The 22,607-nt window shown below is 45.5% G+C and carries 16 protein-coding genes and 4 pseudogenes; 12 read left to right on the plus strand and 8 right to left on the minus strand.

Translation table 11 applies throughout. The annotated features are described in order from the left end of the window. Positions 1 to 202: 202 nt before the first annotated feature. The 4 genes and pseudogenes from FM037_RS10140 (at position 203) to FM037_RS10155 (ending at position 7,073) form a co-directional block, all read left to right on the plus strand. Positions 203 to 1,081, plus strand: a complete 879-nt coding sequence (locus FM037_RS10140; RefSeq protein WP_144045910.1) for a phosphate/phosphite/phosphonate ABC transporter substrate-binding protein — start codon at positions 203 to 205, stop codon at positions 1,079 to 1,081. A 63-nt stretch (positions 1,082 to 1,144) separates the two neighbouring features. Then, positions 1,145 to 4,673, plus strand: a pseudogene (locus FM037_RS30385) (PAS domain S-box protein). A gap of 82 nt (positions 4,674 to 4,755) precedes the next feature. After that, entirely contained in the window at positions 4,756 to 6,258 is a 1,503-nt protein-coding gene (locus FM037_RS10150; RefSeq protein WP_144045911.1) for a sigma-54-dependent transcriptional regulator, read from the plus strand. Positions 6,259 to 6,317: 59 nt separating this feature from the next. Then, a complete protein-coding gene (locus FM037_RS10155; protein WP_144045912.1) occupies positions 6,318 to 7,073 on the plus strand; it encodes a phosphatase in 756 nt (251 codons plus the stop codon). Positions 7,074 to 7,241: 168 nt separating this feature from the next. Here FM037_RS10155 and FM037_RS10160 read toward each other — a convergent pair. Both FM037_RS10160 and FM037_RS10165 read right to left on the minus strand, forming a co-directional pair. Beyond that, positions 7,242 to 8,707 (minus strand): annotated as a pseudogene (locus FM037_RS10160) (capsule assembly Wzi family protein). A gap of 161 nt (positions 8,708 to 8,868) precedes the next feature. After that, positions 8,869 to 9,491 (minus strand): annotated as a pseudogene (locus FM037_RS10165) (LacI family DNA-binding transcriptional regulator); the annotation flags it as partial. A gap of 628 nt (positions 9,492 to 10,119) precedes the next feature. Between FM037_RS10165 and mak the strand changes: the two are divergent. The 3 genes from mak (at position 10,120) to FM037_RS10180 (ending at position 12,633) form a co-directional block, all read left to right on the plus strand. Then, on the plus strand, positions 10,120 to 11,010 hold the full coding sequence (mak, locus tag FM037_RS10170) for a fructokinase (RefSeq protein ID WP_144045913.1): 891 nt from the start codon (positions 10,120 to 10,122) through the stop codon (positions 11,008 to 11,010). A gap of 73 nt (positions 11,011 to 11,083) precedes the next feature. Then, entirely contained in the window at positions 11,084 to 11,827 is a 744-nt protein-coding gene (locus FM037_RS10175; RefSeq protein WP_144045914.1) for a YdcF family protein, read from the plus strand. Between the two features lie 128 nt (positions 11,828 to 11,955). Beyond that, on the plus strand, positions 11,956 to 12,633 hold the full coding sequence (locus FM037_RS10180; RefSeq protein WP_144045915.1) for a DUF2982 domain-containing protein: 678 nt from the start codon (positions 11,956 to 11,958) through the stop codon (positions 12,631 to 12,633). An 83-nt stretch (positions 12,634 to 12,716) separates the two neighbouring features. Here FM037_RS10180 and FM037_RS10185 read toward each other — a convergent pair whose 3' ends face one another. The 4 genes and pseudogenes from FM037_RS10185 to galU form a co-directional block, all read right to left on the minus strand. Continuing rightward, the gene (locus tag FM037_RS10185; protein WP_144045916.1) at positions 12,717 to 13,136 is read right to left on the minus strand and encodes a bactofilin family protein; all 420 of its coding nucleotides are present in this window, start codon (positions 13,134 to 13,136) and stop codon (positions 12,717 to 12,719) included. 134 nt (positions 13,137 to 13,270) lie between these two features. Further along, positions 13,271 to 13,756, minus strand: a complete 486-nt coding sequence (napF, locus tag FM037_RS10190; RefSeq protein ID WP_144045917.1) for a ferredoxin-type protein NapF — start codon at positions 13,754 to 13,756, stop codon at positions 13,271 to 13,273. An 84-nt stretch (positions 13,757 to 13,840) separates the two neighbouring features. Further along, the gene (galE, locus tag FM037_RS10195) at positions 13,841 to 14,854 is read right to left on the minus strand and encodes a UDP-glucose 4-epimerase GalE (RefSeq protein ID WP_144045918.1); all 1,014 of its coding nucleotides are present in this window, start codon (positions 14,852 to 14,854) and stop codon (positions 13,841 to 13,843) included. Continuing rightward, a pseudogene (gene galU, locus FM037_RS10200) lies at positions 14,851 to 15,773 on the minus strand (UTP--glucose-1-phosphate uridylyltransferase GalU). The gene galE and the pseudogene galU overlap by 4 nt, the downstream one beginning before the upstream one ends. Positions 15,774 to 16,142: 369 nt before the next feature. Here galU and phhA point away from each other — a divergent pair. From phhA to maiA, 5 genes are all read left to right on the plus strand, one after another. Continuing rightward, the gene (gene phhA, locus FM037_RS10205; RefSeq protein ID WP_144045919.1) at positions 16,143 to 16,940 is read left to right on the plus strand and encodes a phenylalanine 4-monooxygenase; all 798 of its coding nucleotides are present in this window, start codon (positions 16,143 to 16,145) and stop codon (positions 16,938 to 16,940) included. Between the two features lie 96 nt (positions 16,941 to 17,036). Next, the gene (locus tag FM037_RS10210) at positions 17,037 to 17,375 is read left to right on the plus strand and encodes a 4a-hydroxytetrahydrobiopterin dehydratase (RefSeq protein ID WP_144045920.1); all 339 of its coding nucleotides are present in this window, start codon (positions 17,037 to 17,039) and stop codon (positions 17,373 to 17,375) included. Between the two features lie 222 nt (positions 17,376 to 17,597). Further along, the gene (gene tyrR / locus FM037_RS10215) at positions 17,598 to 19,136 is read left to right on the plus strand and encodes a transcriptional regulator TyrR (protein WP_144045921.1); all 1,539 of its coding nucleotides are present in this window, start codon (positions 17,598 to 17,600) and stop codon (positions 19,134 to 19,136) included. Positions 19,137 to 19,387: 251 nt separating this feature from the next. Beyond that, positions 19,388 to 20,374, plus strand: coding sequence for a fumarylacetoacetate hydrolase family protein (locus tag FM037_RS10220; RefSeq protein ID WP_144045922.1), 987 nt, complete (start codon positions 19,388 to 19,390; stop codon positions 20,372 to 20,374). Positions 20,375 to 20,472: 98 nt separating this feature from the next. Then, complete coding sequence (gene maiA / locus FM037_RS10225; protein ID WP_185977071.1) at positions 20,473 to 21,126, plus strand: maleylacetoacetate isomerase; 654 nt, start codon at positions 20,473 to 20,475, stop codon at positions 21,124 to 21,126. A 92-nt stretch (positions 21,127 to 21,218) separates the two neighbouring features. Here the strand turns inward: maiA and FM037_RS10230 are convergent, their stop codons facing one another. After that, positions 21,219 to 21,560 (minus strand): FKBP-type peptidyl-prolyl cis-trans isomerase, encoded by a 342-nt coding sequence (locus tag FM037_RS10230; protein WP_144045923.1) that lies wholly within the window; start codon positions 21,558 to 21,560, stop codon positions 21,219 to 21,221. Between the two features lie 108 nt (positions 21,561 to 21,668). Then, entirely contained in the window at positions 21,669 to 22,556 is an 888-nt protein-coding gene (locus FM037_RS10235; protein WP_144045924.1) for a LysR family transcriptional regulator, read from the minus strand. Positions 22,557 to 22,607 lie beyond the last annotated feature (51 nt).

The following is a 22,607-nucleotide window of genomic DNA, read 5'->3' on the forward strand; positions in this document are numbered from 1 at the left end:
TGATGTTGCTGTATTTGCAAAGGTATTAATTGCAAAATGCAAAAATGTGATACATATTGGATTAACCGATTGTTTTATTATGAGAAAAAGATGTTTCTGCCGAATTTATTGGTATGTGTCTAATGGATGGTGATACGCCCGCTGAGATTTGGCATAGGCCTTGCTCCAGTATTGAGGATAGTCACTGGTAAGGATACGCATAATGAAAATATCACAATGGCTCAACACACATCTGTTCCTCCCTATTGCCTTGTTTTTTTGTGGTGTTGTCACGACGCAAGCATCTGATACAAAACACACAGTTAACGAATCTTCGATTCTCACATTTGGCGTGGTGCCGCAACAAGCCGCTAGCATGCTGGCAAGAAAATGGTCTCCCTTACTGGCAGCCTTGTCGCAAAATGCAAATTTTCAATTGCATTTTGCGACAGCTCCCGATATTCCCACGTTTGAGAAGCGCTTGGCCAAGGGGGAGTACGATATTGCCTATATGAATCCCTACCACTTTACCGTGTTTAATGAATCACCCGGATATCTGCCTCTGGTAAAAGAGCAAGGTAAAAAAATAAAAGGCATTATCGTCGTTCAGAAAATATCAACGGCTCATTCCCTGTTAGACCTCGATGGACAGTTACTGGCCTTCCCGGCTCCTGCCGCCTTCGCCGCGAGTGTGCTGCCCAGGGCCAATTTGAAGATAAAGGGAATTAACAATCAAATAAAGTATGTGGGATCACATGACTCAGTTTATCTCGCCGTAGCCCAAGGGTTAGTGGCTGGGGGAGGAGGGGTCAAGAGAACCTTTAAAACCATGGATAAAGAGGTGACTAAGCAGCTGCGAGTGCTCTGGGAAACGCCAGGATACACTCCCCATGCAGTGGCTATTCACCCAAGAGTGCCCGTCGGTGTCAGAGAAGAATTAATGATAAAGTTCACTCAATTTTCTTCGACTCAAGAAGGAACCGTACTACTGGAAGGGCTTGGCTTTAAACCTTTCGAAGCCGCCAAGAGCAGTGATTGGAATGATGTGAGAGCCTTAGGCTTAGGGGATTTCTCTAAGCCCTTAGAGACGAATGATAAATAAGCATGAGCCGCTTATTGTTTGTAGATAAGAGATAAGAGATAAGAGATAAGAGGGAGGTTACTAATGACGTTTAGACTAAAAACGGTATTAGGCATCGCGCTAATAGAGGGCGTGCTTTTGATGCTGCTGGTTTATACCAGTGTCGATTATCTCAAGAGCTCTAATCAGGCTGAGATTGAAAAACGTGCCCGTTCAGTTGTGACGCTATTTGCAGCAGCGGCCAAAGATGCGGTTATCAGTACTGATGTCTCTACCTTGCAGGAGTTGTCGAACGAGTTACTCGAAAATACTCAGGTCTTATATGTGGAAATTTATGATCGTAATAACTTGCTCGTAAGAGCGGGAGAACCGGCGTTAATCTCGGCTAACGCTCAAGAAGCCAGTGAAGAGGCACTAGCTAATCTGGGTGGCGGATTTGTCGACATAGAAGACGGTGTACTCGATGTGAAGGCCGACATTATTGAGTCAGGGTTTATGTTCGGTCATGTTGAGCTGGGGATTAGCATCCATGAGTTCGATCTGTTTTTAGCAAAAGCCACAACGCGTTTTAGCTCGATTGCCGGGTTAGAGATGTTGTTGGTTGCGCTTTTTTCTTGGTTATTGGGCAGTTATTTGACCAAAAACTTGAGTGAGTTGAAACGGGCATCTAAGAGAATACTCCAGGGGGAAACTGGGGTACAAATTCCTGTGAATAGCCATGATGAGATAGGTCAAACTACCCGGGCATTCAATCGAATGATTGAAAAAATTGAGAAGAATGCTCAGGAGCTTGAGAGTGCCAACATCCGACTCAGTACGATTTTAGAGGCCGCTGTGGATGGGTTTATCATCATAGATACCAAAGGGATCATCGTTCAGGTTAATCCAGCCGTCGGCCACCTTTTTGGTTATGACCAGGATGACTTGATTGGCCAGAACGTATCCATTTTCATGCCTAGCCACGAACGACACATGCAAAATGATTTCCTGATGCGTTTCATTAACTCTAAAAGAGGGGTGCTACAAGGCAAGGGGAGGGAGCTGGTGGCACAACATAAGAGTGGTAAGCTTTTTCCCATCGACCTGTCTGTCTCTAAGATGTTGATTGATGGCGACGTCATGTTACTGGGCTTAGTGAAAGACTTAAGTGATATAAAACGAAAAGAGGAGGAGGCTAAACGGACCGAGTCTATTTTGCTCGCGACACTCGAGGCGAGCCAAGATGCATTAATAACCATAGATATCACAGGGCGTATTCAAGAGTTCAATGAAGCGGCCAGTCATCTGTTTGGCCATAGTCGTGAACAGGCTCTGGGTGAGATTTTAGAGGATCTGATATTTGTCGATATCGAGAGAAAGGCTTTTAAGGAAGGACTGGAAATTTTCAGGAAAACTGGTAGTGGTCCAGCCATAAAGAAGAGCGTAGAACTCATGTCTATTCGGGCCGATGGTACTAACTTTCCGGTTGAGATGAAGATGATCCCGGTACAACTCGGTGATGAGATCTTACTCACCGCCTTCTTACACGATGTTTCAGAGCGTATGCAGTATGAGACTGAGTTAAAACAGGCTAAGGAGCAGGCTGAATTAGGCAGTAAGGCTAAATCCAGATTCCTTGCCACCATGAGTCATGAAATTCGCTCCCCATTGAATGCCGTGTTAGGTGGAGTGGAACTGATGCTTGACTCTAAGCTGAATAAAGATCAACGCATCTATGCACACACGGCTAAAGAGGCCGGTACAGCCCTATTGAGCACCATCAACGATATTTTAGATTTTTCCAAGATTGAAGCGGGACAGATGGTGTTGGAAAATATGAGTTTCTCGCCTGCTAAGATGGTGGCTCAAGTGATGCAAATCTTAGCGCCTAAGGCTAATGATAAAGGGGTCAACTTAGCGACATTTATTAATCGAAATGTCCCGGATCTTGTCAAGGGAGATGCCCAGAGATTGCGTCAGGTACTGCATAATCTCGTCGATAATGCAATTAAATTCTCCAGTGGTGGCTGCATTTCTGTAGAAATGTGGATTCCTGATAGCCATCACCAGGAAGTGCAACTGCACTGTGCTGTCACTGATGAAGGCATTGGCATTAGTCTGCCAGCTCAGAAGAAACTGTTTCAAGAGTTTAGTCAGGTCCATGATCAACATAATACCAACTACAAGGGCACCGGATTAGGCTTAGCCATTTGTTCCGAGTTAATCACCATGATGGGGGGGAGATCGAGCTGAGTAGTCGCCTTGGACACGGTAGTTGTTTCAGGTTCAACGTACGTTTACAGCTAGAGGAACAAAGAGACAGTTATCTTACCCATATTCCTGCACATGCCAGAGTATTACTGATTCATCCGGATAAGACCTTTTCTCATCTGGTCAGAAAACAGTATAGCCAGTATGGGGTGCAGACCGTCAATGTGAGCCAATTAACGGACATCTTTAAAATCGAAGCAGTGAAAGGCAAGTTTAATCTTATACTGATCGATGACACTAGTTTATCTCAGTTGAGTTTAAACTTATCGAATCAATTTAAGCGCGATTTTCTGTTCGAAGATGGCTTAATTGCTGCGCTCATGTCGGGGTTAAGCCCTGAAATGCCTGTGGTCTTGGCCGATATTGGTTTAGAACAAGTGATCAACAAACCCTTGAGCCGAGAGATGTTGCTAGGTTTGCTCAGTGGTGAGAGTCAGGATGAATCAGATATCAGAGAGGTCGAGACCCTATTACCTGAACTGACATTGAGGAACAAACGTCTATTGCTAGCAGAAGACAGCCCTCAAATCGAGTCATAGCCGGGGCCATGTTAGCTAAATCGGGTTTCGAGGTTGAATTTGCCCATAATGGAAAAGAGGCCGTTAAAATGTCAGCCGAACATAGCTATGGCTTGATATTGATGGATATGCGTATGCCTGAGATGGACGGTGTTGAGGCGACCAGAGAGATATTACTCGCTCGGCCCGATACTGTGATATTAGCCATGACGGCCAATGTGTCGAAAGAGGACGTAGAGTCTTGCCTCGATGCTGGGATGAAAGCCTTTGTCGCGAAACCAGTTAATCAGGTCGAGCTGGTAAAGGCTATTAATAATTGGCTTCCCTCCTCAGATGTCGTTGAGTTGCCAAGCAAACATACTCAGGCAAAAGGGATAAATACCGACAAAGCTTGTGAAGCTAGTGTTCAGGAATTAAGCTTGGTTAAAGAAGCTACGATAGACGACATTATGAATGCTAAAACTGATAGCCCACAAATGATAGATAATGAAACAGGCATTGTGGACAAATTATTCGATGAGATGGTGCTGTCTGAGCTGGTCGATGCCCTTGGACAAGAGTCCATGAAAGGCATGTTCAATGTCTATCTTCAAGAGACCCACGATCGTTTAGAAAAGTTAAAATCACTGAAACTGTCGATGAATTTTAACGAGATAGATGATCAGGCTCATACCTTGAAAAGCAGCTCTGGGAGTTTTGGTGCTCAAGCCCTCTATGAAGTGGCTAAATGTCTGGAAAAAAGTGCCCGGGATAAAGACAAAAGTGAAGTAGAGTCTTATATGCTAGAAGTACAGGAGATTGGAGAGCAGACCATAAAGGCCTTCAGGCAGCGCTTTGCCGCTTAGATTTGGCGAACTAGATTGATCGATAAGAATATGGGTAAAACCATAAGTAAAGAAATTGATAAAGGAAATAGGTAAAGAAAATATGGAAGTTAAGCACTCATTTACCGTTTTACTTGTTGAAGATAGCATGTCGTTGGGGGCATTGTATACTGAGTATCTACGCTCCGAAGGAGCGAAAGTTACCCATGTTAATCATGGGGAAGATGCGTTAAGTGAACTGACGACTTGGCAGCCGGATCTGCTAGTGCTGGATATCAAGCTACCCGACATGTCTGGCATGGAGATACTGCAGAAAGTTCAATCTCAGTACCCAGATATTACCGTTATTATGATCACCGCCCATGGCACAATTGATCTCGCCGTCGAATCTATGAAATCTGGTGCTTTCGATTTCATTATTAAGCCTTTCGATGCTAAACGCCTATCCATCACAGTTCGAAATGCGCTGAAACAGAGACAGCTTGTCAATTTAGTCGCCAATTATGAGAAAAGCTTACCTAAGGCCAATTATATGGGGTTTATCGGTGAATCCCTTGCGATGCAAACCGTATATAAGACCATAGATTGCGTCGCCAATAGTAAGGCTTCGGCTTTTATCATAGGAGAAAGTGGTACCGGTAAAGAGGTCTGTGCTCAGGCCATTCATCATGCTGGCAATCGCCGTGATAAACCTTTTATCGCACTCAACTGTGCCTCAATTCCTAAAGATTTGATAGAGAGTGAGATCTTTGGTCATACCAAGGGCGCGTTTACCGGAGCCGTCGCTAACCGAGATGGCGCAGCGACTCGTGCACATGGAGGTACCCTGTTTTTAGATGAAGTATGCGAGATGGAACTTGAGCTTCAAAGCAAGTTTTTACGATTCATTCAAACGGGGATCTTTCAAAGAGTCGGTGGAACCAAGGAGGAGAAAGTCGATGTGCGTTTTGTCAGTGCGACTAACCGGATCCCTTGGGATGAAGTGATAGCCGGCAGATTTAGGGAAGATCTATTCTATCGCTTGCACGTAATCCCCATTGAGTTGCCCGCATTGAGAGTGCGCGGAAAAGATGTGCTGTTACTCGCTCACAAATTCTTAAAAGAATATAACGCCGAGGAAGGTAAGCAATTTAAAAGTTTCAGTGGTGATGTGAAAAAAATTCTACAGACTTATCATTGGCCGGGAAATGTCCGCCAACTGCAAAATATTATCAGACAGATTGTTGTACTTAACTCCTCCGATATTATTGATGAGTCTATGCTACCTACGTTATTTAAATCAGACTCGGGAAGCGGTCAGACTCAAATTAAGCCGGTTATCTCCATCGCGAGTGCTAATCAGGCTTCGGCAATCAAGAACTGTGAGTCACTTGCTATAGATGAGCTGGCTAGAAGCAACAAGTTGCAAGCAGCAGACTCAGAAATAGTTAAAGCTGAAACAATCATTCCACTCTGGCTGTCAGAGAAACAGACGATTGAGGCGGCGATTGAGCAGTGTGATGGAAATGTACCTAAGGCTGCGGCCATGTTAGACATCAGTGCCTCGACTATTTATCGAAAGCGTCAGGGATGGGATGAATTACAAGACGCTGTTTCTGAAAATTAGGCTAAGTGATTATAAAAGCGTAGAATCTTGGGCACTGATAAAGTATAAGAAGAGCCATTATGAAGTACCTTGTTGACACTCACGCCCACACCATTGCCTCTACTCATGCTTATAGTACGGTTCATGATTACATTGCTGTGGCGAAAGAGAAAGGTTTGCGGTTATTTGCGATAACCGATCATGGCCCGGATATGGCCGATGCCCCTCATTTCTGGCATTTTGTCAATTTGAGAGTACTGCCCAGAATTCTAGATGGCGTTGGTATTTTAAGGGGCATCGAGGCGAATATTAAAAATGATGCAGGAGAAATTGACTACTTTGGGGATTACCTGCAAGAGTTAGATATTGTGCTGGCCGGCTTTCACGAACCCGTGTTTCCCCCTGCAGATAAGCAGGCCCACACCCAGGCAATGATTAATACCATCGAAAGTGGCAATGTGGATATTATTACTCATCCGGGGAATCCGGCTTATCCTATCGATATCAAGGCTGTGGCCATCGCTGCGGCCAGATCTCATGTGGCACTTGAAATCAATAACTCCTCGTTTAAGATGTCCCGAAAAGGCAGTGAGGCTAACTGCGTCGCAATCGCAAAAGCCGTTCGAGATGCTGGTGGCTTGCTAGTGATGGGCTCAGATTCTCATGTCGCCTTTAGCTTAGGTGAGTTCTCACAAGCGCTGGAAATCATAGACGAAGCGGAATTTCCTGCTGAGAGAATATTAAATAGAAGTCCAGAGGCGCTGCTCACATTTCTTTCCAAAAGAGGACATAAGACTCTGGATGATTTTGCTGAGCTTTATCAAGAAAGGTTCTAGGAAAGAGGCTCTAGGTTTTACAAAGCTAGAAGGCAATGCCTATTCGATTAGCAGTGTTCTATTAGGTAATATAAAGCGGCTGGCACAAGTGCCAGCCGCTTTATATAAGCAAGGACGCCGACGTCAATTAACTCACGTACCGAGCGTCACATGACATAGGAGCTTATATTAAAAACTTCTTTCCCAGGCGGCGTACACCGTCGTATCCCAGTCATCACCACCGCTAGTCATATATTCACTATAACCTAAGGTGCCACCGACTTTTAGCGTACCTTCATAGAAGGGTCTGTGATAGCTGGTATCGAACTGAACCATACGTTCATACTCGCCAGGTGATACCGGGTTGCCCCCCTCTGGATTAGAAGTATCTGTGCCATCGAAGTTGAGTTTTAGGTACCTCAGCTTGTTGGTGATACTTTGCCCGCCACCAAGTTGGGTGATCCCCCAACAACTAATGTACGTGAATCATTGTCATAGGTACTGCCTAAGCTCTTGCCATAGTAGCGGTAGCCATCTTTGTAGAAGCCGTGCTCATACATGCAGTTGTAAATCTTGTCATCAAGGCCACAAGAGGCTGCCGTGTCAGCATATTCGATGAAGATTCGGGTATTGATATTGGCCAACACGAAGTCAATCCCGCCCATGTTAGACGCGTTAATCAGCTTGTTCTTACCGTTATGATAATCTTCATGGGTACGCTCATAGTAGATACCGTAGGGGATACCGAAGGCGGTATCTGACCAGCGAAAATCATAGCCGGCGAGCATGTTTTCCTGGCCATTTTCAAGGTCTGCCTCATTTCCACCACCATTAGCTAACCCATCCCACCAGTCACTTAAGCTATTGCCGTAGCCTTCACCGCCCCATTGCATGGTCCAGGAGAAGCCGACCTCCAATTTTGAGATGGGTCTGAGTGTACCGCGAGCGCCCCAATGCCTGGCTTCAGGCACGTAACGGTCGCTCTCCATTTGACTAAAACTGGTGGTGAACGTCCATGGACCAACCCAGTTGAGCCAAGGTGTTTCGAAGGCTTGGCTGTTATTGCGGCTAAAGGTGATGCCTGGCATAGGTCTGGCGTTGGTGGTTTGAATGAGACCCGTATCCCAACCTGGTCCCCAGTACTTTTGCTGGGCACCGGCGCTGACAATCCAGTTACCTAGCATGACGGCGGCGAAGCTGTTATCTAAACGCGCGCTATTTCCATCGATAGGATCGTAATGATAGCTGGCAGAAACTCTGCCACTGAACCAGTCTTTGGTGACTTCGGCATTCAATGTGGTTTCCGCTTTATCTCGGTAGTCATGACCAAAACCTAGAAAGCGAGCATTATCTGTTGCCGCTGCCAGTTTCACTTCGGCATTAAAGCTCTGATGATCTTTGTTATAGGCGGCCATAACACGGTCATAAGCGCTCGCCTGCATTGATGATAATTTTTCAACTTCAGCCTTATCCATATCTTGCTTTAGCCCTGCCCACATCAAGGGGTAGGTCGTCACTGGCTGTAAAATAATGCCGGTATCGGCGAGCAATTGAATGTCGGCTCTTAGGGCAAGGTCGTCAGGTTCGACCCACCAGGCGGCTTGTGCCGATGCACATGTAAGAAGTAGCAGTCCAGATAATATTTTGAGTTTCATTGTGATCCCTTATGTCATTGGCGGGAATTCTAAGGGATTTAAGTCATGTGTGACAGTATTGAGATGATAAACAGTGAAAAATATATTTTTTGTATCGTTGAGATTTGACGCATGTTTGTTTTATGTGTGTTTTGTTTTGTTTTTGATGTGGATTTGGAGAGAGATGAGTGAATAAAGAGATGAAACATATTCTCAATCGATAATGATTTGTTTTTATAAGTGTTTCTTAGGATCCATCGAGCCGCCATATGTCCCATCTCTGTGAGAGGGTAATCGATTGTTGAGAGTTTGGGATAGATATAATTGGCTAAACTGATATTGTCGAAGCCCACAATGTATATCTGCGAAGGAATATCGACATTGAATTGCCTGGCAGCATCCATGGCTCCTGCGGCCATCTCTTCGTTAGCACATATAAGTGCGGTAAAGGATTGCTCTGCTTTCATCAAGGCTTTAAATCCTTGGCTGTCACCTATTTCCAAGTTGTCTCCCTCATAAACCAGAGAGAGGGTAAACTCTAAGACTCTGCTAATGCCTGTTTGTGACCCACTCATCATGGCACTGTAGAAGGGATCGTGTAGCTCAGGAAGTAGCACTCCGATACTATTAGAGCGACTGGAGGCGAGAGATTGAGCGATAGCGTTCGGCCTGTAATCAAGTTGTTTCATGGCATTGAGCACTTTCTTCTCGGTTTTTCACTCACCTTAGTATTTTTATTCATTACTCTGGAGACCGTGGCTAACGATACTCCAGCTAGCACAGAGACATCATAAATTGTTGCCATATTTTTCCTTATTGTTCTTTCATGATTATTTTCTGTTATGTTATTCTTTAACTTGCTGATTTACCCATGTTTATCCAAGTTTGTTGGCCTTGCCTTTAAGTAGGTCAAGATTCCTACCTAAGGGATTGCTCCATTGAGTGCATCACCTATAGTTTGATTTTGTTTGCTGCTAAGCGGGTAAAACATTACTAATACAGCAGCGCTAAATGCAAACATGGCAGGGTTCTAACTCATGAGAAGTTACCCAGCCAATGCTTTTATGGTGCCGACTTCAGCCTGGAATCCTCTGTATGAAAATACCTTGGATCGGGTGAAAAGTGCTCATTTTTCTTCTAGAAAGAGGGTGATGACTCGATATCGAACCCGAAAGCTAAAATCTCTATTTTAGCTCAGTCGATGGTGAATACGATTGCAGTAGACTAAGGTGACTATCTTTCACTTGTGGCTTAACTTAATCTGGTGAGTATAGATGAGGTCAACTAGTACTTTTTCGATGTACTTTGATGAAAATGTTATTAAATATCTTAGAGGTTTACAGGCATAGTTATTATGCGTGCAATAAAAGTTGAGCGTGCCAGTCAGGCTAAAATAGTTAGCATTAATAAAGAGTCGATAGTGGAGTAAACAGATGTTGCGAATGGGCGTTGATCTTGGTGGGACTAAAATAGAGCTGGTAGCCTTGAATGCACAGGGGAAAGAGCTGTTTAGGAAACGTTTACCTACACCTAGGGAGTATGAGGCTACACTCGATACCATAGTAAGTCTAGTGGAGGAAGCCGAGACTAGATTGGGCATGACGGGAAGTGTCGGTGTTGGCATCCCAGGTGTTATCTCGCCCTTTTCAGGCTTAGTCAAGAATGCAAATTCGACCTGGATTAATGGCAAACCTCTGGATATCGATTTAGGTCTGCGTTTGAGTCGTGAAGTCAGGGTCGCTAATGATGCTAACTGTTTCGCCGTCTCTGAAGCCACCGATGGTGCGGGCGCTGGCAAAGGTGTGGTGTTTGGCGTCATCATAGGCACAGGCTGTGGCGGAGGTATCGCCATCAATGGCCGGGTACACAGTGGCGGCAATGGGATATGTGGTGAGTGGGGCCATAACCCGCTGCCATGGATGTCGAAAGAGGAGTTTAATTCCACCTCGTGTTTCTGTGGTAATCATGACTGCATCGAGACCTTTATTTCCGGCACTGGCTTTGTGCGTGATTATAACCAGGCCGGAGGCAATGTGACCAAAGGCTCTGAGATCATGGAGTTGGTCGATGCCGGTGATGTTCGGGCTGTGGCAGCGTTTGAGCGCTACTTAGACAGGTTGGCCAGATCCCTTGCCCATGTGATCAATACGCTAGACCCTGATGTGGTCGTGTTGGGGGGAGGCATGTCCAATATCGATGCCATCTATCCTAAATTACCCGAAATATTGGCGAAATATGTACTTGGCGGCGAGTGTCGTACCCCAGTGGTGCAGAACCTTTATGGTTGTTCATCTGGAGTGCGGGGTGCCGCCTGGCTGTGGTAATAAAGTACCTAAAGCTGCAGAGATAACAACTTATGTTAGACTAGCCCAAAATTCGATTCACTGGGCTAGCAACATGATGTTTTGGCTTAAAAAAGCAATCTCGCAACTCTTTATGCCAATTCCTTTGGTTGTTCTCTTATTGCTATTTTGCATCGTTATGCTGAGGAACCGTAAACTGGTTCGTTTTGTATTGGCTGTCGCCATTGTCATTCTAGTTTTCCTGAGTAGCTCGGTGGGGAGTAATTTATTAACGGCTTCTCTAGAAAACCAATATAAAGTCAATAACCAAGCAATCGGCGCCGGCTGTTTAGTTATGGTACTCGGCAGTGGCCATGATGATGAGATCCCCGGGGCCGCCGTTCATCAGTTATCTGCCACGGCTTTGGCTAGATTAACCGAGGGGGTGCGCCAGTATCAATTGGGCAAAGATTGTATTTTGATTGTCAGCGGATGGGGAGGAAGTGCATCTAATACCCCTCATGCTAAAATCATGGCTGAATCTGCCATGCAGCTTGGGATCCCTAAAGATCGAATTATTACTTTCCCATTAGCTAAAGACACCATAGAAGAAGCCCAATATCTTAAATGGGATGTGGGTACCTATCCATTTAGGCTTGTCACCTCGGCGACTCATATGCCAAGATCTATGGCCATTTTTCAAAGCCAAGGTTTACGCCCGGAAGCCGCCCCCACAGACTTTATCACCAGACAAGGTTATTGGTGGCAGCTGGATGCTAATAATTTACTCTCTTCTCAGCGCGCCATTCATGAATATGTCGGCAGGCTCTGGTTTAAGCTTAAATATGAAAGTAATTAGGCTTGTGTAAAAAATTGAAACCCAATAGCAATAATAGATCTTTTTAGGATAACTCTTGGATATTGAATTAGTACAGATCAACTCGAAATTGAAACCCAATAGCAATAATAGATCTTTTAGGACAATTCTTGGATATTGAAGCGGTACAGATCAACTCGAAATTTAAGCGTAATAGCAGAACCTTGACTTTAGTCGGCGCGATACTACTGACAATCGGCATAGGCTTGTTTTTGTCTTCTACAGCCATGTTTGCCCCAGGTATGCTCTGCTTCTCATTAGGAGTGATATCTTTAGTGCTCGGGGTGTCCAAAATTCTTGAGCCTGAAATCAGCCTGGAGCTTAACCAGCAAGGGCTTAAATATCACCACAGACGCGGCAGTATTTTTATCCAGTGGGATAATGTACAGAGAATAGACATTCCCCGTGGGCTCGACGGTTTCGAGTCTATCCCATTGCCATACATAGGCCTCAAGCTCAAGCGAATCAACCCAGTCCTGGATATCATCCCCGGTCGACTGGCCACAGGCCTGTTAACCGAGCAGCGACCATTGCTGATGTCTGCGGTCACCCTGGATGAAGACTTAATTGAGTTGGAAACCTATATGAACTCAGAGTTTACCCCATTAGTGGTCAATGATGAGCGCTACAGAGGTGTGTTGGCTATGTTCGGTCACAGATGTGAAATGTTAAGTAAAAACATGGGGTTTCATATTTATATCCCCATAGACTGCCTGGACAGACCCGCAGATGAGTTTGTGAAACTGCTCAGAGAATACCTGTTAAAGGTAAGGCAACTCCAAGAATAAGTGTGTCGCTGGAGTAGGCGCCATAGGAAGGCGCCTGGAACTATGTTTCCACAGATGATGATTGTGAGTTGCGCTGGGTTAATTCAGTTTGCTTGCAGCTCACCTTGAATATCTGCTTTAGGCTCAGTGTGACTGTCTTCGTCTAGTGAGATCGTGTTCAATAAAGCGATATCTTCTCTTACACGCATACCGATAAACTGACCTCCCTCAAATATCTCCATAGATTCACAGGCTATTTCACCTTCAACTGTGCCTGTGCTGGTGATATTGAGCTTTTTACATTTTAGCTTGCCCTTGAAGTTACCTGAGACTTTTAACTCCTCACAGTTTACTTCTCCATCAACATAGCCATCCACTTCTATGGTGATTTTTCCCGTTGAGCTCACTTTTCCGTACACTTCACCACCTATGAGTGCTTCTCCGGCAAAGTGACTCTCGCCTGAGAGTTTAGTGCCCTGGGCCACGAAGGTAAGTCCTGTGCTGCTTTTCTTATTTCCGAACATAATGCTCTACAAATAGGTCATGAATAAACTGATATTAACCTTAAATTTACAGTAAACAAACCACTAATATTTGGCACATTTAAGTCATTTTTTTGGCTGTGGCTTGTTTTACTTAGCTAGAGCAATAGCTCTGTTTATTGGTTGAGGGACAGTAATTTGATGGCATTTGTGGGGCAGGGGGCTGCACAGGCGCCGCAGCCGGTGCATAGACCTGTGTCTATCATAGGTTTAGGCGCCTGGCCTATGGCGGATTCAAAGCTGATGGCGCGCTCATCGCAGGCATCTTTACAGCTTTGGCACCAGACGCCTTTATACGCCAGACAGGTCTCCTGTACCACAGCCTTTAACTTCCAGGGGGCTTGTTCGGTATCGAGAAACAAGGGCTCGGGGCAAACTTCGGCACACTTCTTACAGAAGGTACACTCGTCATCGGCAAAGTTAATCTCAGGAAAACCACCATCACCCCGGATAATTATCTGTGTCTCGCAGGCCTTGATGCACTTATCACAGCGGGTGCAGATATCGGTAAACTCGATATCTGTTTTACTCCATGGCGGCCGTATGGCATTGGACTTTTTTCGACTGAAAAGGCGTCGACGACTCTGATTAATATTACTCATTTGATACTGCTTCATTAAGTGAAAAACTAAGGTCCTGGAACCATCTTATATTCAAGCCTAGAACCTAGGACCTTAACTTATAGTCTATTGCCCATAGCCGTTAGGATTACTCGACTGCCAGTGCCAGCTGCTACTGGCCATATCTTCTAGGCTATGAGTCGCTTTCCAGTTAAGTTCGCTCTGGGCTTTATCTGGGTTGGCATAACAAGCGGCAATATCTCCTGGGCGGCGTGGGACAACTTGATAATTGATGGGCTTACCGCAGGCCTTCTCAAAGGCTTTCACCATATCGATGACGCTGTATCCTTGGCCTGTACCTAAGTTATAGGTTACTAATCCAGATTGAGTGTTGAGTTTATCTAACGCCCTTAGATGACCTACGGCCAAGTCGACCACATGAATATAATCACGAACCCCGGTGCCATCATGGGTGTCATAATCATCACCGAATACACTGAGTTTATCACGTTTTCCCACGGCTACCTGAGCGATAAACGGCATCAGATTGTTGGGTATATCATTAGGATCTTCACCTATACGGCCACTTGAGTGGGCGCCCACAGGGTTAAAATATCTCAGTCTGGCTATGTTCCAGCTTGGGTCTGAATGATGCAGATCTTGTAATATATGTTCGACCATCAACTTGGATTGACCATAGGGGTTAGTTGCACCTGTGGGAAAGTCTTCGGTGATAGGTAGGCTGGCAGGATCGCCGTAAACCGTGGCCGACGAGCTAAAAACGAGATTTTTGACATCGTTAGCCGCCATGACTTCGCATAGCACTAAGGTGCCGGTGACATTGTTCTCATAATAGCGTAATGGCTGGGCCACAGATTCACCAACGGCTTTGAACCCAGCGAAATGGATCACAGATTGGATTTTATGGTCGCTGAATACCTTCTGCAGGAAGGCTTTATTGAGCACATCACCTTGATAAAATGTGACTGTTCTTCCGGTGATCTCTTCTACTCTATGTAAGGCTTCGATGCTTGAGTTAACTAAGTTGTCGACGATTACCACGTCTTGTCCCGCATTTAACAGCTCTACCACTGTATGGCTACCGATATAACCCGCGCCACCTGTGACTAATATGGTCATGACTGCTTTTCCTCGTTTAGCTCTGATACTAGATTGATTAGGTATTGTTTGAAATCTTGGCCTATCTCTTTATGGCGTAGGGCATGTTCTATGCCTGCCTGCATATATCCCAACTTGTTGCCGCAATCGTGGCTCTTTCCCTTCATGTAATAGGCATTTACCGTCTGCTTTTCCATCATCATAGCGATGGCATCGGTGAGTTGAATCTCATCCCCGCACCTGCAGGAGTCTTAGCCAGTAATGGCCAAATATCTGCGGGTAGGATGTAACGCCCGACGACGGCGAGGTTTGATGGAGCCTCATCTATGCAGGGTTTCTCGACCAGCTGAGCTAAAGGTGCCGAATCACCGGGTGTTAACTGATGGCCATTGACGTCGGCGATACCATATTGATTGACTTGCTCTAAAGGCACGCCTTCAACCATGATCTGGCCGACATTGGTTGAGTTAAATAACTGCACCATTTCAGCCAGGTTATCTTGACTGAGGTCGCAGCTGGCTTCATCGACGATAACATCGGGTAATAGTACGGCAAAGGGCTCATCTCCGACCACTGGCTTAGCGCATAAAATAGCATGGCCTAATCCTTTTGCCTGGGCTTGCCTGACACTGATCACAGTTACACCGGGCGGACAGATTGACTGCACTTCGGTTAATAGTTGGCGCTTCACTCGTCTTTCTAGCTGGGCCTCGAGTTCGAAACTGGTATCGAAATGGTTTTCAATCGGATTCTTACTGGCATGGGTAACCAGAACGATTTCATTGATACCTGCGGCTATGGCTTCATTGACAACATATTGAATTAGCGGCTTATCGACGACGGGCAGCATCTCTTTTGGAATGGCCTTCGTCGCTGGAAGCATCCTTGTTCCTAGTCCCGCAACCGGGATCACAGCTTTACGTATTTGCGCTTGTTTCATTTTTATCCTTTGCTCAGTTGCCTAATTCGGTTGCAAAATCAGCTTAACGTGCTGAGTTTAGTCGCTTATCACGAATTTAGTCAGTGATAATTACAGCCTCATTGCTCTATTTTAATAAACTGACAAGGAAAAGCCATGTTAATAGCCTACTTAGGAGTAAAAGTGTGTTTCTATAATATTCCGTAAAGTTAAAGGTACAGGTAAATGTCATTAGTTTTAGTCGTTTGTGATACTCACTACTTAGGCTGTAACAAAAAGGTTACAAAGGAGGCGTGGATTTAGGCAAAGAATAAACTGTGAGGGAGTTAACAAAAAAGCTCGATTGATCGAGTATGAATAAGGGAACCATAATGAGTAATGTAAAAAGACATGAGTAAAAATACAGAGTATGTGGCTCGATTACCAGATGCAGATGGTCACATAGATTACCCTCAAGCAGAACATGAGATCTGGCAAGCCTTGTATTCGAGACAATTGGGGAATTTATCTGAATACGCCTGCAACGAGTATCAACAAGGTCTGATTGATTTGGGCTTATCGGACAGTAATATTCCACAGCTGCAGGATATCGATAAGGTGTTGTTAGATACGACGGGCTGGAAAACCGCTGCCGTGCCAGCATTGATCTCTTTCGAGCGCTTCTTTGAGCTGCTGGCTAATCGAGAGTTTCCTGTTGCCACCTTTATCCGCAGTAAAGATGAATTTGATTATTTAAGAGAACCAGACATTTTCCATGAGGTGTTTGGCCATTGTCCCCTGTTGACCAACGCGTCGTTCGCTAAGTTTTCACATACTTATGGAAAATTAGGTTTGTCGGCTAGCAAGGAGGACAGGGTATTACTGGCTCGTTTGTACTGGTTTACCGTCGAGTTTGGTCTGATCCGCAATCGAGACGATTCATTGTCAATCTATGGCGGTGGTATATTGAGCTCACCGGGAGAAACCTTATATGCGATGGGGGGTGAGCCACAGATTAAACCTTTTAACCTCGTTGATGTGTTAAGAACACCTTACCGCATCGATATCATGCAGCCTGTCTATTATGCCGTCGATGGCTTATCGTTTCTCGATGAAATCGTTGAGATGGATATCATGGGAGCCGTAGCAGAAGCTAAAAAACTAGGCATGTTTGCTCCCCTGTATGAGCCGAAATCTAAAGCCAGCTAAGTGATACAAAAGCCTGCTAGTAATATAAAAGAAATTTATCTACTAAGTGTCATATTTGTCACTTAGTTTAAGATCATTAAATAAGAAGGAAGAATAATGTCCAAGTTATCGGAAATGAAATGTGAGGCGTGTCAGGCCGACGCACCTAAAGTCTCTGACGGTGAACTCGCAGAGCTGATAAGAATGATCCCCGATTGGGGAGTCGAAGTGCGTGATGGTGTGATGCAGTTAGAGCGCGTCTACAAGTTCAAAAATTTTAAACTTGCCATGGTATTCACCAATGCTCTGGCGGAACTGGCCGAGGCAGAATTTCATCATCCGGGGATCTTAACTGAATGGGGCAAGGTCACTGTGACTTGGTGGTCTCATTCAATCAAGGGGCTACATAAGAACGATTTCATCATGGCGGCCAAGACCGACCAGTTAGTAAACTAACACTTATTAATATAAAATCAGTAGGTTAGTTTATCTAGCCTGCTCAATTTTTTCAAAACAGCTCCTCGTACTGTAAACAAGACTTGCCACATTTATCATAACCTTCTAACGTATAAGCCTTTGATGAACTGCTGAAAGCCGAGTTTCATATTTGAAATAGACGGCTTTTTATTTGTGAGTTATCCCAATAACGATATTATTAATAAAGGGAAATTTGACAGTATGCGCCTTGAAGTATGTTGTTTGGACCGGGTCGGTCTGGCCAAAGACATTTTGATGATTTTAGAAGGTTACGGCATCAACCTTATCGCGATAGATGCCAGTAACCAAGGTTTTCTCTATCTCCAGTTCGCCGAAGTCAATTTCGATGTGCTCAGCGAGTTATTGCCCCTGATCAGGAAAGTGGAGGGAGTGCATGATGTCCGCACCGTCTCCTTTATGCCATCGGAGCAGGAGCATTACGCCTTAAAAACTTTGCTCAAAACTCTGCCCGACTCTGTGTTTTCTCTCGATGTGAAAGGCCGGGTGCGGATCGTGAATGAATCTGCACTCATGACTGTGGGCATGGCCGAACATGAAATAATAGATGAACCGCTCAACCACTGGGTTCAGGGGTTTAACTTTAGTCGTTGGCTCAGTGAGGGCTTAGTGCTGGCTCAGGCGACCCGAGTCAACATAGGACAAAATGAATATCTAGCCGAGATGCTACCCATCTATCTGCCTGATGAGAATGAGAAAAGCATACTCGCAGGCGCTGTAGTCTCGTTGAAATCGCCGGCGCGAGTGGGCAAGCAGTTCAATGCTCTTCAGAGTCAAACTGTGGGTTTTGAGAACGTTCTTGTGACCAGTGACAAGATGAAAGAGGTGCTGGTTCAAGCACGTCGTATGGCTCAACTCGATGCGCCTCTGTTGATCACCGGGGAGACGGGGACAGGTAAGGAGCTGATGGCCAGGGCATGTCACGATGCCAGTATGCGTAGAGAGCATCCCTTTATCGCCATCAACTGCGCGGCCCTGCCGGACAGTGCCGCCGAAGAGGAGTTGTTTGGCTTCGTCAGTAACGGCACTGTGGTGAAAAGAGGTTTCTTCGAGGAGGGCAAGGGCGGTACTGTCTTTCTCGATGAGATTGCCGAGATGTCTAAATCGGCTCAGGTTAAGCTGCTACGCTTACTTCAGGACGGAACCTTCAGACGGTTAGGTGGGGACAATGAGGTGAGAGCCGATGTCAGGATCATCTGTTCGACTCAGAAGAATCTGGCTGAGTTGTGTCAGACCGGCGAGTTCAGAGAAGATCTGTTTTATCGAATCCATGTATTGAGTTTTCATATGCCTTCACTGCGTGACCGCAAGGTTGATGTGATCCCGCTGACGGAGATGTTCCTCGAGCATTATAGCCAACAACTGTCTATTCCAATCAGGCGTATTTCGGCTCAATGCCGGGAGCATTTACTCAACTATGCCTGGCCGGGGAATGTTCGTCAGCTTAAGAATGCCATCTTCAGGGCTGTGTCTATGTGGGATGGCTCTGCCGAGTTATCGGTGGAGCACCTGAAATTGCCTTCCTACGCGGAAGGATTCGGTTATTTTGACCATCAATTTGAGGGAAGTTTAGATCAGGCGATGAAACAGTTTGAATCCAGCCTGCTAAGACGACTCTACCCAGCTTATCCAAGCACGCGTCAGTTGGCTAAGAAGCTGGGGGTTTCACACACTGCTATCGCCAATAAGCTCAGAGAGTATAAGATCAGCAAGCAAAAATAGATGTAAAAGCTTATTGCCACGTGGTGACGTTTTTTTCAGCATGTTTTCGGTGAAAAGCCCCTATTTTAGCTGGGTGGAGTGAGTGTAATTATATCTTTACGGAATAGGGGCTTATCGAGGCTCATGTGATTTCGGTCACGCTATTCCTATCTGGCTATGCTTAAGGTACTTATATAGCCATTATTGCAATAGACATGACACCCGACTGAGATCAGAACTCAGTCGGGTGCAGATTTAGGATAGGAGCGGGTATGAAGTTAGCCAGTTATAACAATGGTCGTCGTGATGGCCAGTTGATGTTAGTGAGTAAAGATCTTTCTAAAACTGTGGCTGTGCCTGCAATTGCTCATACGATGCAGCAGCTAATCGATGCCTGGGAGCTGCTGCAGCCACAATTGCAAGAGCTGTATGAAGCGTTAAACGATGGCCTGATCGATAATGCCGTCGATTTCGATGAAGCCAAGTGTTTATCCCCTCTACCCCGTGCTTTTCAATGGGCCGATGGCAGTGCTTATGTTAATCACGTTGAGCTAGTACGTAAGGCTCGTGGTGCTGAGATGCCGGAGACATTCTGGACCAATCCTTTAGTTTATCAAGGTGGCTCAGATTGCTTTATCGCGCCTAAAGCCGATATTCCATTGGCGAGTGAAGAGTGGGGCATAGATTTTGAGTCCGAAATAGCCGTTATTACCGATGATGTACCCATGGGCGTGTCAGCAGATTCTGCACATAAGCATATCAAGTTGCTGATGTTAGTGAATGATGTGTCTCTACGTAACTTGATCCCGGGTGAATTGGCTAAGGGCTTTGGTTTTTTCCAGGCCAAGCCATCGAGCAGTTTCTCTCCTGTGGCGGTGACGCCAGATGAGCTTGGTGCTCGCTGGGAAGACTCGAAAGTGCACCTGCCACTTATCACTCATTTAAACAATGAGCTGTTCGGTCGCCCTAATGCCGGCGTCGACATGACATTCAACTTCAGTCAGTTGGTGTCACATGTTGCCATGACCAGACCTTTAGGTGCTGGTGCCATCATAGGTTCGGGTACCATCTCAAACTATGATCGTTCGGCGGGTTCCAGCTGTTTGGCCGAGACGCGCATGCTAGAAACGATTGCCGATGGTAAACCATCGACCACATTTATGAAGTTTGGCGATCGGGTGCGTATCGAGATGCTCGATGATAATGAGCAGACTATTTTCGGTTCAATCGATCAGCAAGTCGTCGAGTATAAAGGTTAACTTTTATAATATTTGATAGAGCGGGACTAATTCAATTGGATTAGTCCCGTTTTTTTTAGCCCAGATTTTAAAACTCAGATTTTTAAGGAAGTATGATGTTGAAACTATACGGATATTGGCGTTCGAGCGCCGCATATAGAGTCCGAATTGCCTTGAACTTTAAAGGACTCGATGCCGACTTGTTATCAGTGCACTTGGTGAAAGATGGCGGTGAGCAGCATAAGGCCGACTATGCCAAGATAAACCCCCAGGAGTTAGTGCCGACTTTAGTCGATATAGATGACAGTGGCAATGAGTTCGTGTTGTCACAATCTATGGCTATTCTCGAGTATCTGGAAGACTGCTATCCACAGAGTGCTCTGCTTCCTACAGAAGCCAAATCTAAGGCACATGTGCGAGCTCTCGCATTGTCTATAGCCTGTGAAATTCACCCGCTCAACAATCTTAAGGTGCTGCAGTATTTGGCTGGAGAGATTGGAATTGCCGATGAGGCTAAATCTGTCTGGTATCATCACTGGATCCATGAGGGATTCGGTGCATTGGAGCAACAACTCGAGAAGCATGCTGGACGTTTCTGCTTCGGGGACAGTGTGAGCTTAGTGGATCTTTGCTTAATCCCACAGGTGTACAACGCCCATCGCTTCAAGGTGGATTTGACTTGCTATCCTAATATTTTGCGCGTCACCGAAAATTGTAATCAACTGGATGCATTTATCCAAGCCATGCCAGAAAACCAGTTTGATGCCAGTTAGCTGAGGCTAGTCTGTTGGTGTATAAACGAATGTTCTACTTCGTCATATAGAGTCAGGTTGAACTGACTCTATATGACGAAGCTATATAAGAGTTAGTCATCTCGAGTGAGTACTTTTAATAGCTCAATCTCGAAAGATAGATTAGAATTGGCAGGGATCATAGACCCTATTTGACGCTCTCCATAGGCGAGATGAGCCGGGACCTCGAGCTTACGCTTACCGCCGACCTTCATCCCCATTAAACCGATATCCCAGCCCTTGATCACTCGGCCCGTGCCGATGACACATTGAAATGCCCTGCCCTTGTCGTAAGAAGAGTCAAATTTAGTCCCATCTTGCAAAAAACCTTCATACTGGGTGGTGATTAAGGCGCCTTTGACTAATTCTTTGCCGTCGCCAATCTTTATGTCTGTTACTTGTAATTCACTATTCATCTGTTTGTCTCAGTTAATACCAATCGGTATAAATACTTTTATTCTGGTTATGTTGCGATGCCTATTATACCAGTAGGCATTATCACTCATATAAATTTAAACTAAACATCACCTGTTTTTCATCAAGAAATCGACGAAGGCTTTGTCTGCCTGGCTGATGGGGCGTTGTTTTTTCCAGGCGATATGCAGATCGAGAAATACTGGAGGCTGGAAGGGTTTAGCCAAAATGTCATCCTTGTCGCCGATCACCATCTCCAGCACGCTGGTGATGGCAAAGCCTTGTGACACCACCTGTTTAATAAGGTTGATAAGATTCGTTTCGAAGGCGATATTGGCTCTGAGTCCCAAGGACTTAGCTTGGGTTAACATCCACTCCCGATGAAAGTAGCCGGGTTTGAACATCACCAACTCATGTTCGAAGAAAGCCGCTAAGCTGATGTTTTTCTGTTCTGCCAGTGGGTGCTCAGGTCCCATGGCGACCACCATCTGCTCCTTTAGCAACAGGTGGCTGTCAAACTCCGGACTAAGATCTTGGGCGGTGATGATGGCAATGTCCACCTCTTCACGGGCAAGCATCTTGAGCGAGTCCCGGGTTCCTCCTTCGAACAGGCACAGTTTAAGATCTGGGTATTGATGGCGAAATGCCATCAGACGTGAGGGGAGGTAGAAGGAGCCAAGCATACCCGGCACTCCTATCCTGACCTCTCCCTTGGTCAAGTTTGCCATTGACTTGATGTGGGCCTCGGCTTGCTTGAGTTGCTTGATGATCAACAGAGCATGTTGATGCAGCGCCTTACCTTCAGCGGTAAGACTGAGCTGTTTGCTACCGCCCTTCGCAGAGCTAGCTCTGTTCACCAGAGTGACGCCTAAGGAGCTCTCAAGGCGTTTGATACTTTGGCTTAAGGCCGGCTGGGCCATATTCAGGCTCTGCGCAGCCTTAGTGAAGCTGGCTGTTTTTACCAGGGCATCAAGATGCTTAAGTTGTCGTATGTCCATAACAAAAATCAATGACTTTGATTGCTTTAATCTATTATTGTTATGTTAACC

It is taken from the genome of Shewanella psychropiezotolerans (assembly GCF_007197555.1).
Lineage (GTDB): Bacteria > Pseudomonadota > Gammaproteobacteria > Enterobacterales > Shewanellaceae > Shewanella > Shewanella psychropiezotolerans.